This is a genomic window from Helicobacter marmotae (assembly GCF_003364255.1).
GTDB classification, from domain to species: domain Bacteria; phylum Campylobacterota; class Campylobacteria; order Campylobacterales; family Helicobacteraceae; genus Helicobacter_C; species Helicobacter_C marmotae.
In genome coordinates, this window is sequence record NZ_NXLR01000009.1 from 66,744 (window position 1) to 78,378 (window position 11,635).

At 40.7% G+C, this 11,635-nt stretch carries 10 protein-coding genes; 3 read left to right on the forward strand and 7 right to left on the reverse strand.

What is annotated here, in order from left to right; translation table 11 throughout:
- The first annotated feature begins 4 nt into the window (after positions 1-4).
- Complete coding sequence (locus CQA63_RS05800; RefSeq protein ID WP_104699720.1) at positions 5-691, forward strand: chemotaxis protein; 687 nt, start codon at positions 5-7, stop codon at positions 689-691.
- 17 nt (positions 692-708) lie between these two features.
- Positions 709-2,040 (forward strand): peptidase U32 family protein, encoded by a 1,332-nt coding sequence (locus CQA63_RS05805; RefSeq protein ID WP_104699721.1) that lies wholly within the window; start codon positions 709-711, stop codon positions 2,038-2,040.
- A 136-nt stretch (positions 2,041-2,176) separates the two neighbouring features.
- On the opposite strand, the gene CQA63_RS09475 is transcribed toward CQA63_RS05805, so the two are convergent.
- The 6 genes from CQA63_RS09475 to pseH all read right to left on the reverse strand — a co-directional run bounded on the left by CQA63_RS09475 (position 2,177) and on the right by pseH (position 9,656).
- On the reverse strand, positions 2,177-2,659 hold the full coding sequence (locus tag CQA63_RS09475; RefSeq protein WP_147288736.1) for a hypothetical protein: 483 nt from the start codon (positions 2,657-2,659) through the stop codon (positions 2,177-2,179).
- A gap of 465 nt (positions 2,660-3,124) precedes the next feature.
- Positions 3,125-5,017 (reverse strand): Eco57I restriction-modification methylase domain-containing protein, encoded by a 1,893-nt coding sequence (locus CQA63_RS05810; RefSeq protein WP_104699722.1) that lies wholly within the window; start codon positions 5,015-5,017, stop codon positions 3,125-3,127.
- Between the two features lie 20 nt (positions 5,018-5,037).
- The gene (miaA, locus tag CQA63_RS05815; protein ID WP_104699723.1) at positions 5,038-5,946 is read right to left on the reverse strand and encodes a tRNA (adenosine(37)-N6)-dimethylallyltransferase MiaA; all 909 of its coding nucleotides are present in this window, start codon (positions 5,944-5,946) and stop codon (positions 5,038-5,040) included.
- Complete coding sequence (locus CQA63_RS05820; protein ID WP_104699724.1) at positions 5,946-7,058, reverse strand: pyridoxal-phosphate-dependent aminotransferase family protein; 1,113 nt, start codon at positions 7,056-7,058, stop codon at positions 5,946-5,948. The genes miaA and CQA63_RS05820 overlap by 1 nt, the downstream gene beginning before the upstream one ends.
- A 55-nt stretch (positions 7,059-7,113) precedes the next feature.
- Complete coding sequence (gene pseI / locus CQA63_RS05825) at positions 7,114-8,136, reverse strand: pseudaminic acid synthase (RefSeq protein WP_104699725.1); 1,023 nt, start codon at positions 8,134-8,136, stop codon at positions 7,114-7,116.
- The gene (gene pseH / locus CQA63_RS05830) at positions 8,133-9,656 is read right to left on the reverse strand and encodes a UDP-4-amino-4,6-dideoxy-N-acetyl-beta-L-altrosamine N-acetyltransferase (protein ID WP_104699726.1); all 1,524 of its coding nucleotides are present in this window, start codon (positions 9,654-9,656) and stop codon (positions 8,133-8,135) included. Before pseH ends, pseI begins: the two co-directional genes overlap by 4 nt.
- A 272-nt stretch (positions 9,657-9,928) precedes the next feature.
- Here pseH and CQA63_RS05835 point away from each other — a divergent pair, with 272 nt between their 5' ends.
- Positions 9,929-11,029, forward strand: coding sequence for a VWA domain-containing protein (locus CQA63_RS05835; RefSeq protein WP_115511838.1), 1,101 nt, complete (start codon positions 9,929-9,931; stop codon positions 11,027-11,029).
- Between the two features lie 417 nt (positions 11,030-11,446).
- Here the strand turns inward: CQA63_RS05835 and CQA63_RS10060 are convergent.
- The coding region (locus CQA63_RS10060; RefSeq protein ID WP_211305732.1) for a hypothetical protein at positions 11,447-11,635 on the reverse strand (189 nt) is incomplete at its 5' end.

The following is an 11,635-nucleotide window of genomic DNA, read 5'->3' on the forward strand; positions in this document are numbered from 1 at the left end:
TGTAATGACTCAAGAAGAGCTAGATTCCCTTATGAGTGGCGAGTCTGATATAGATGATGTAGATAATCTTTCAGATTCTAAGCCTGATGATGAGTTTAAGAAAGAAACCATTGACCCGCATGACTTTCGTGTAGATGCTGACAAAAAATGGCCCCCACCTCCGCCTACAGAAGACCATAAAGTCGTTCATCAACTCGATGAGGTAACAAAAGATACAGAAGTCAAAGGTACGCAGATTTTCGACCAGCTTGAGATTATGAGTAATGGTGCAGAAAAGGTCAATAAACAAGCTAAAAATCTCAAGCAATACCTTAAAGACCAAGAAGAGCTTTTTAATAAGCTTTGCACAAGTTTTCCTCATATTCAAACCTTTCAAAATGCTTTAGAATCCACAAAAAATATGCAAAAAAACAACCAAGAAATCACAGAAATGTCAAATGACATAAGCGATGCGTGTATGCAAGCTATGGATTTAATGCAGTATCAAGATATTCACCGCCAGAAGATTGAGCGAGTAATTAATGTAATGCGTGCGCTTGCGCAATATATGAATTCTCTCTTTGAGGGCAAAATCGATGATAGCAAACGCGTAAGTTCAGCTGTATTTATAGCAGGAGATGATAAGGCAGATATAGCCAATGATGATGATATTGAAGCCCTTATTGCTTCATTTGGCTCTAAAAATACATAAGTAAAATATATGAATCTATGAATCCACCTAAAAAAGTCCAACTCCTCTCTCCCGCAGGTAATCTCAAAAAGCTTAAAATCGCCCTTGCTTATGGTGCAGATGCCGTATATGGCGGAGTAAGCCACTTTTCACTCAGGTCAAGGGCGGCAAAAGAATTTCGATTTGAAGATTTTGCAGAGGGTGTGAAGTATGCCCACAATTTAGGGAAAAAGGTGTTTGTTACCATTAATGGCTTTCCTTTTAATTCCCAACTTAAGCTTTTAGAATCCCATATAGAAAAAATGGCAAGCTTAAAACCCGATGCCTTTATAGTCGCCGCTATAGGCGTGCTCAAACTTGCTCAAAAAATTGCCCCCCATATTCCTATCCATCTCTCCACGCAAGCCAATGTCCTAAACGTCCTTGATGCGCAAAGCTATTATGAAATGGGAGTGAAACGTATCGTAGCAGCGCGCGAGATGAGTTTAAAAGACGCCATAGAGATTAAAAAGCATCTCCCAGAGCTAGAGCTTGAAATCTTTGTGCATGGGAGTATGTGCTTTGCGTTCTCTGGGCGATGTTTGATTTCTGCTTTGCAAAGCGGGAGAATGCCTAATCGCGGGAGTTGTGCAAATGACTGCCGATTTGATTATGAATATTTTGTGCGCAATGTAGAAAATGATGAGCTCATTAAATTTGATGGCAAAGAATTTTATGTCAAAAACCCCGATAATGGCGCAATGATGAGGCTTGAAGAAACAGAGGGCTTAGGGACACATATCTTTAACTCTAAAGATTTAAATCTAAGTGGGCATATCCATGAAATTCTAGATTCCGGAGTGATTAATGCGCTTAAAATCGAGGGGCGCACAAAGTCAGATTATTATGCGGGCATTACGGCTAGGGCGTATAGAGCAGCGATTGATGACTATTATAAGGGAGAGAAAAGGGAGGCATTTTACGCCCATGAGCTGAATACCTTAAAAAATCGCGGTTTCACCTCAGGCTATCTCATCTCCCGCCCTTATGAGAAAAACAACACACAAAACCACTTAAGCGCCATTAGCGAGGGAAGTTACCAAGTAAATGCAGAAGTGCTTGAAAATGGCGAGTGGGCGATATGCAAGCACACTATTATGCAAGGAGAGGCAAAGGAGATTGTCCTCCCATTTGGGCAAGATGTGGCTTGTGGGAGGAGTGAGTTAGGCGAAATCTATGAGGAGGATGGCAAAAAGATGATGCGCTTTGATAGAATCTGCCTTGAAAATGGCAAAGAGCTTACATCAATCCATAGTGGCAATACCAATGCCTTTAAGCTCCCGCTGCCTCTCCCAGCCTTTAGCTTCTTGCGTCAAAGGCAAGATTCTTAAAGCTTGCTTTGGTATATGAGTGTAAATTTCCCAGTGCCCATATCTCAAGGTGAAAGTAAAGAAACTCTACTAGAAATACTGGACATTTTGCCATGTCTTTGCTTTCGCAAGAAAGCGAAGAATTCACGTGGGCTTTCTAGTAGGTTTGAAAGCAATTCTTCGCCCTCTGTAATGAGGGCTCAGAATGACAAGATAATTTCCTTTGCAGGTGTTTGTTGTGTGTGGGTTTCCCTTGCGGGTAGCAAAGTTTGTTATTCTGAACCCTCACAGAGGGTGAAGAATTGCTGTTTGGATTTTTAGCAAATGTTGTTAGTTTGTCATTCTGAGGGAGTGAAACGACCGAAGAATCTCTCTTATATACTAGAGACTCTCTTTCAAAAATACCAAAAAGCACGACTAGTGATTCTTGCAGAGATTCTTCGGTTGGGCTACGCCCTCCCTCAGAATGACAAAATGACGGAGTCGCTGGTAATTCCATTTTTTCTTTTTCTATAAGGGGGAGGGGCTTGAATGTGCAAGTATGGGCAAGAGCTTCGCTCGTGCGCGAAGTCCAACCCCATAATAATATTCTTGCCCCCTTATATATCCCCCGCCCCGACGACGCTTTAAGAGGTGGCACTTCGTGCGATTTAATTTTATCCTAGACGAGAGCGTGTCTCACTGTTGAAAGACGTTTGGGACTTGTTGTCATTCTGAACCCCTGCAAGGGGTGAATCATTGCTTTTTGGATTTCTAGTAAATGTTGTTACTTTGTCATTCTGAGCCTGTGAAACAGGCGAAGAATCTCTCTTAGCGACTAGTGACTCTGGTAGAGATTCTTCGCAATGCTTAGAATGACAAAATAACTGCCTTTCTAGCGATTTCTTTAGAGAGTCTTTAGCGGATAAGAGAGATTCTTCGGTTGGGCTACGCCCTCCCTCAGAATGACAAAATGGCAGACTCGCTGGTGATTCAGGCTGAGATTCTTCGCCTAAAGGCTCAGAATGACAAACTTTGCTACCGCTTGGGGTTTGCGGTGTGAATTCTTCGCTTCCACTTCGTGCTCCTAAGACAGCACAATTTGCCTTAAGTCTTAAAATCCCCTTTATCCCTTATCTCCTTGTATGATATGAATTTCTTCTTCACTTAAGCCATAAAGTGCATAGACTAAAGCATCAATTTGGGATTCTAAATGCGAAATATCAGCACTAGAATCTTTGAGTGCCAATATCTCCTCCACTAAGGCAATAATTGTATCTATGATATGTTGATTGGATGCTGTGATTTTGGGGATGGGGAGTTGCTTTTGATGTTCGGGGTAGAAGTGCAATCCATCGTGCAAAAGCTCTTTGACATAAAAGCTAATGAGTTTAGCATTTAGCACACCTTGCAAAAACTTCAAATCATACCGCTTGGATAAAGCAATTTTGTCTTCATTGATTAGCTTTTTAGGGCTTGTGTGCGTGGCATTGACTAAGTCTTTCCAAAGGACAATGCAGCACATAGAATCATTACAGAATCTCCCCTTATCATCATAGACAAAATTAATCAAATCAGTATTGCTTAAAGTCCGCCCACACATGAGTTTTGCAGGGGTGAAAAGCGATTCAAACATAGCATTATAGATTTTGTCTTTTTGGTAATCCAAATAATAATGCGTGTGAATCCTATAGGGCAAAATAAAGCTAGACTTTGCCTCTATGTAGGGCTTGGCATTCCCTATGGGGAGCTTATGTATAAAGTCTTCTTTCTTTAAATGCGGGTATTTGGCATTGCCACAGGGGCGCACACCATAGCTTACAAACGCGATTTGCTCTAATGTGTGAGATTGTGCTTTGATAGATTCTAAAAGTTGGTATTTTTCTTGTGTGAGTGTAAGGCGAAAGTTGCATAATGCGAGAGATTTAAAGCTCTCTTGATGAATGCCTTTAAGGGGCAAACTCTCAAAGCCATTATAGTCTTGCTTATGCTCTATATTTGCGGTTTTTATAACATTATTTGGCGTGTAATGCTTAGAGGCAACGCTAATGCAAGTATCAACATTTGCACTTTTAAAGACATTGGTATTAAAGTTAATAAGCTTGCATAGCTTGTTTTTCAAAAACAACTCCCTTAGCTTCAAGCCATATTCTTGGGAGAGAAATTTATTTGAAGTGATATAGCTCACCACGCCCTTAGGTTTTAGAATCTTAAAGGCAAACTCGTAGAAAAACACATAAATATCTGTTTTCTTATAAGCTGTTTCAAACAAGTGGCGATTGTCTTTAATGACTTTTGGCATATTTTCTGATGAAAGATAGGGCGGATTCCCTAGCACTATATCCCAGCCCTCTTCATTGTTTATTTCATTATCTATTTGGCTAGTGTCAGACACATTGTCAGTTTTAGGCTTTGCACAAGCCGAAGAATCTTTTTTAGAATGGCTCGTTATTTTGTCATGTCTAGAGCGTAGTCCGCGAAGCGAAGAATTGCTTTTGGAACTACTAGAAACGCTATTCCTCTTGTCATCACGAGTCAAAGTCGAAGAATTGCTACTTGGACTTCTAGTAAATGTTGTTAGCTTGTCATGTCTAGCGGGAGTGGAAACGACCGAAGAATCTCTCTTAGCGACTAGTGATTCCTTTAGAGATTCTTCGGTTGGGCTACGCCCGCCCTCAGAATGACAAAGTAACTGCCTTTCTAGTGATTCTGTTGAGGAGTCTTTAGTAGATAAGGGAGATTCTTCGCCTCCTAAAGGAGGCTCAGAATGACAAAATAATTTCCATTGCAGGTGTTTGTTGTGTGTGGGTTTCCCTTGCGGGTAGCCAAGTTTGTCATTCTGAGGGAGTGAAACGACCGAAGAATCTCTGTCCGAATCACTAGTCGTGCCTTTTGGTGTTTTTAAAAGCGATTCTTCGCCCTTTATTGGGGGCTCAGAATGACAAAACTTGCGTGTCCGCCTCACAAGATATACTTCACTGCTGGGCTCTCTATATGTTGCTGTGTCTTTTGCTGTCATTGTTCCTCCTTTAATTCATATCATTGTGTGTGCTTAAGTTTAGAAGCAAGGGTTTGCTCTAGGGTTATTTCATCTAAAAATACTTCTTGTGGGCAAATGTCTTTAAATTGCGTGCGGTTAAAGGTAGTTTGTCGTTTGGCAAGTTGGCAAGTGTGGATATAAATCTGCTCTTCTAAATCTCTCAAAGTCGGGATTTTTCCTTGCAAAAAGCTCACACATTCCTTTGTGCCAATGGCTTGCAAGGCTTTGGCATTTTGTCCATAAGATTCTAAGACTTTTGCTACTTCTTCTACTATGCCTTGCTTTATCATCTCCTTTGTCCGCATAGCAATGCGCCCTCTTAGCTCCTCTCGCTCTCTTTTTAAGAAAAATATATCAATATGGTGTTTTAAGGGCTTTTTCGTATATGTGGCGAAATACTCGCTAGGCGGGAGATTCGTGGCTTTATAGAGGGCTAGGGCTTTGTGGATTCTATATGTATCTGTGGGGGAGAGGGTTTGGGCGTAGGCTTTATCAATGCTAGAGAGAGTGGCATATTGTGCGTGAATATCTCCCAATGTATCTACCCATCCTTGGTGGGATTCTAACTCTGGCATAGGGCTTAGCCCAGCAATTATGCTTTTAAGATAAAAGCTACTCCCTCCCACAATCAGCAGGGTTTTGTCTTTGGGGAGTTGGGATAGGGCTTGAGTAAGGAGTGTGTGAAAAAGCATAGCATTGCTTTTTTGGTCTGGTTCTAAAAGACTAAGGGCATGGTAGCGCACTTGAGATTGCTCTAAGGGCGTGGGTTTGGCTGAAGCGATGTCAATATATTTATAAATACTCAGTGAATCAAGGCTAAAAATTTCACATTTATATTGAAGGGCTAGGCGATGAGCAAGCGCGCTCTTGCCACTTCCGCTAGCCCCGAGTATGGCAATGAGTTTCATTAAGATTGCAAGGCATAATAATGCTGCAAGAAAATTTTATTTGCTTCTCCATTAAATGGACGTATGTTAAGAGAGGCAAGGGCTAACTCAATGGCATTGACAACCCATAAACTTTGCTCTATAGGGATAAGCCCCATTTGATTAATGCGTATAAGGCTTGTTTTTAGCTTATCCTGCCCTCCTGCTACATTGAGGTTAAATTCACTTTTGAGAATCTTTCTTAATGGGGCGGCATTTGCTTCATCATAGATCGTATTCATCGCTATAGCTGGGGATTTGGGGTAAATGTTCAGTCCTAAAGATTCTAAAGCCTTTTGGGTAGCAAGCGATCGTGCTTTGGTGGCTTTGTAGATAGATTCAAAGTCATTATTAATGAGTTCAAAATACTTCTTTAAGCCCGTTATAATCGTAGTGGGCGCCGTCCATGCGGTGGTATTTTGAGCTTGGTTTTTAAGCTCTGTTTTGAGATTAAAATAAAAGCCTACATCGCGCTCATTTGCTACATCTATAGCAAGCTTTGATAAGCCGATGATACTTAGCCCCGGTGGGAGCATAAAGGCTTTTTGCGAGCCGCCAATAAGGGCGTCAATATGTGTTGTATCAATGGCTTCCACACCCATAGCAGTAATGGCATCAACTACGACAATAATATTTGGATTATATGCTTTGATCGCTTTAGCGATTTGCTCTACATTATGGCGTAAGCCCCCTGCAGATTCACACATTTGGATACAAAAGCAATCTACATCTTTCTCTTCTTCTAGGGCTTTTTGCACTTCTTCAAGGCTTGCAGGAGTATCCCATTCATTAATAATCTCTCTATAAGGGATTTTGTGAGCTTTTGCTATTTTGCCAAATCTCTCGCCAAATTTACCACTATTTACACTGAGCACTTTCTTTTGCCCAAAAGTACATACACATGCCTCCATAGCGCCACTACCGCTGCTTGCAAGCATAAGTACTTCAGGCATTTTAATAAGTTCTAAAAGCCCCGCTCTAGCACTTGCAAAGATAGCTTCAAATTCTGGTGTGCGATGATGAAGTGTAGGCTCACTCATAGCCTTACGGATAGATTCTGGAATAGGCGTGGGACCGGGGGTAAAAAGCAGCATATTTTCTCCTTCAAATCAAAACTAAAAGCACATTATACTTGAAATTTGCTTTTGCTTATTTTATATCACAATGCAGCAGGGGCTCGCCTGCTTCAATAGCCCTTTTTGCCCTCTTTCCTAAGATTTTTGGCAAATATTTAGGGTGCAATCCCCCATTAGGGCGCAAAACTTGGATATTTTCTTCCCTTAGCTTTTCTCCCTTGGCTATATCTTTGACTACCCAAATACTTCGCGCAAAGTTCTCTCCGCTTTTTTTCTCTTTTATAGTAGGTTTTGCTTCTCCTAAGGCAAGTGCAGCTTCTTTCACTTGAGCTACCATAAGCTTAAAGTCATCTTTATTCATACTAAAGGCACTATCTGCACCTCCAAGTGAGCTATCAAGTATGAAGTGCTTTTCAATCATACTTGCTCCTAGACTTGTAGCCACAATAGGGCAGAGTGAGCCTAAGGTGTGGTCAGATAAGCCATATTGAATGCGATATTTTTTATAGGTTTTAGCAAGTTGTGGCATAGCAAGCAGATTTGCCCTCTCTATGGGGGCAGGATATTGACTAATGCAATGCAGAAGCGTGATGTCTCTAGCCCCGTGTTTATGGCAAATATCAAGGGCGTGTTTTATCTCTTTGTGTGTGGCTACTCCTGTTGATATGACAATGGGCTTTTTGGTTTTGGCAATAGATTCTATGAGTTCATAATGCCTCACTTCAAAGCTAGCGACTTTATACATCGGGCATTGCAAAGATTCTAAAAATGCTACTCCCTTTGGTGAAAAAGGCGAGCTAAAAATAAGTAGCCCCAAGCTCCTTGCAAGGCTAAAAAGCTCTTCATGCCATTCCCAAGGAGTTTGTGCTTCTTTATAGAGGTCATAGAGATAGGTATTATCCCATAAAGTCCCTCCTTGAATGCGAAAATAGGGTTTATGTGATTGGAGTGTGAGGCATTCTGGCGTGTAGGTTTGGAGTTTCACTCCACAAGCCCCGCATTCTTTGATAGCATATATGGAATCTTTAGCAATTTGCAAACTTTGCCTGTGATTTGCACTAAGCTCTGCGATAATAAGAGGAGAGTGTGTGCTCATTGGAGCTCCTTATACATTAATATCACATCACAATATCGTTTTTCTCCATTTTCTTTACATATTGCAAAATCATGTAAAAGTCCCTCTTGTATATAGCCGCATTTTTTATAGAATCTCAGTGCGCGCTCATTATGGCTAAGCACTTCAAGGTGCAAAGTATGGAGAGCAAGCTCATTTCGTGCAAAAGATTCTAAAAACTCCATAATACGCATACCCTTAGATTTGCTTCCACAAAAGGGGTTGATATACACACCAAGATAAGCATGTTTGTGGGCAATATTAATGCGTGTGAGTGAGCCTACGCCTATGTATTGGCTATCTTCCTTAAAAAGCCAATATCGCTTTGAATGATCTTGGGAGAGGTGTTGTAAGAATTGAGTATGTGAAGATGGTGTGATATGGCTTGCATACATCCATTGGGCAATGTCGGGGTGGTTTCGCATGGAAAGCACAAGATGAGATTGCTCTTGTGTAAGTTCGGTAAAATTGATAGCAAGAAGCGAATTTTGAGTGCCCTCATCACTAAGTTGGGTAAAAAGTGCGCACAGGGCTTTTGAAAGCTGGTTTCCTAAGGATAGAGATGCTAACACAGAGGTAATGGAGTGAAGGAGGGCATTTGTAGAATCTTGCATAAGCCAATCTTGTAAGATAAGGAGCGCTTCATGTATGTGCTCTGCCTTTGCTATGGCGCCTTCTTTCTGCCATTGTGTGATATGGAAATGCTGATTGGGGGCAGATTCTATAATAATACTTGGGATTTTAAGTGCTATAAGCTCAAGCATACTCCCTCCGCCCGCGCTAATAGCATAGCTACATTCTTGGGCTAAGGCTAGAAATGCTTTGGGGCTTAAGTGATAGTGGAGATGAAGAGATGGTGCAATATGCTCTTTAATCATAGGCTTATGCGTATAGGCATTGCCTAAGATAATATGAAAGCAAAGTGTGGATAAATGCTCTATAGGGAGCGTGGCTAGGGCATTAAGGAAGCTTTGGGTGAGATTTTGCACATCTGCCCCACCAAAGCTAACAAATATATGTCTATAATTGCCCTCTAGCGTATGTGCTTTACTAGGGAGTGTAATAGGGGGTATCATATAGTCTTTTCCACACCAGAGGTGATAGTCTTTAGAGAAGTATGACGTGCAATTGGGCGTTGGGTTTAAGATATAGCTTTTTGGCGGATAGACATCTCTTAGCGTATCATCAAGACAAATAAGGGCTTTACTCTGTGCTTTAATGCGATAATAAAACCACTCCTGTGCCTCATAGCTATCGATAAAGGCAATATCAAGCATTTGCGGCTGGGTGGAGAGCCATTCATAATTTTTACACTCAATAGTGCCTTGTATATCCTCTCCTAAAAGCGTGGAGAGTGCAGGCGGGATAAAATCTCCGCGATTATGCAAGGTAATGCTATGGGCTTTTTTTGTCTTAAGGCATAGGGCTATAAGCTTTATGCAACGATAAAAATGCCCTAACCCAAACTTCGCTCCACTCTCACAAAAAATATCAATACGCATATACGCCCTTTTGTTTATTGCTTTTATAGCAAAGGGAGTTCCATTAAGTGGCTTAGAGATTTTGACTTTGTCTTTAAGCACTAGGGAGATAAAAAGAGCAATTCTCCGCTTGCGCGTTGTCTCCCGGAATACAAATTAAATGACAAACTCATTTCACTTGATTGGGCAAGTTCAAAATCACAAAGAGGGGCAAGAAAGAGCAATAGGTCTATTTATTTGATTAAGATAATCTTCGCACTATTTGCCCATATTTTACCCACAAGGAGCATTCTATGAAAAATCTCCCCTTTATTGTCTGTATATGTGCTTTGGCATACTCTCTCATATATGCCAAGACCCCAAAAATCCCAGAAGTTGATGAAAAGCTTATCCAAACGCTTCTCTCGCCTTTGATTTATGGGACAAAGTGCAAACAAATGCGCGAAATCTCGCATTTTGACCCAAGTGTGCTCTGGGTAGAAAATAATAGCAAGCTTGATGTGCAACAAATCTCTCCAAAAATCCACTACCTCCGCTTTGCTGGAGCAATCTTAAATGGTGGGATTTATGACTTTAAGGCTCAAGCCTATATAAGCCCCAATAGGGAGTTTATGTATTTTCTCAAAGGGAGTGAATTAGTAGTGCAAAATATCTGCGATAAGCAGCAGTTTGTCCTTAGAAACTATGAAAACAAAAGTGATGTCTTGCACCTCAAGCTTCGTAACAAACCTGCCAAAGAAATCGCTATCGTGCTGAATGTGGCAGATTCTATGAAAGATTATGTGCTAGCTTTTAAGGAAATCGCCCCTTTTGTAGCAAAGCATATCTTCAAAGATGAGCAAAAAGATGTATATAGTAAAATCACACTTGTAGCCTTTAGCTCCTCTTATATAAAAGACTTTGATGATGTGATTCATACAGAGGACTTTATAAATGATGTAAAAAGTTTGCAAGTAAAAAGCACTCAAAGCAAAATGGTAAATTACGCACTAATTAAGGCGATGAGTCATTTTAGTAAAGATAATGGCTTGCAAAAGGAAGTTTATTTGATTACCAATACTGAGCAGAGTGATAAGCATAATACAGAGAGATTGCTCAAACTCACTAAAAACCTCAATGACAATATTGTCTATAATAGCGGAGGCTCTAAGGAAAATTGGGTGAAGATACATACCTTTTCTTTAGGCTCAGATATGCCATTTTTACGCACTTTGGCTAAAGAGAGTGGCGGGGAGGACTATGTGCTAAAGAGTATTTATGAGTTTAAAAAGGCACTTTTAAAGCTAAGTAATGATGGCAAAGATGTTAATCCCAAAGAAATAGGTAATGAGATTATCCCAAGCAAAACGCATAAAATGTATGACCCTGATAATCCAAATGAACCCCCAAAATAATACAAAGTCTTGTGTAAAAAGAGTTTATGCTTTTTACACAAACGCAGTAGGGCTGCTTAAGATTCTATAATGGTAATTTCCTCATCATTTAAACTATGCAACATATACACCAAATTATCAATTTTAGATTCTAGCTGGCTTGTGTTATTTCTGTCATATTGAGTCAAAGCCGAAGCATTGCTGTTTGGATTTTTAGTAAATGCTGTTAGTTTGTCATGTCTAAAGCTTGAGAATCAAGCGAAGAATCTCTCTTATCTGCTAAGGACTCTCTTTCAAAAACACCAAAAAGTGCGACTAGTGATTCGGACAGAGATTCTTCACCCTCTGTGAGGGTTCAGAATGACAAACTTAGCAGAGTCTCTTGTGATTCTCTTTTTTCTTTTTCTATAAGGGGGAGGGGCTTGAATGTGCAAAGTTTTATAAAATAATGGGGGGCAAGAGCTTCGCTCGTGCAGGCAAGCTCCAACCCCATAATAATGTTCTTGCCCCCTTATATATCCCCCCCCCCCCCCTACCTTGTATGTCTTTCCACGATATCATTCCCTCCCCCGCCCCCCCTTCAGCAGGTTGCCCTCCGGTCCATTTCATTTTTTCCTGTGTTTCGGA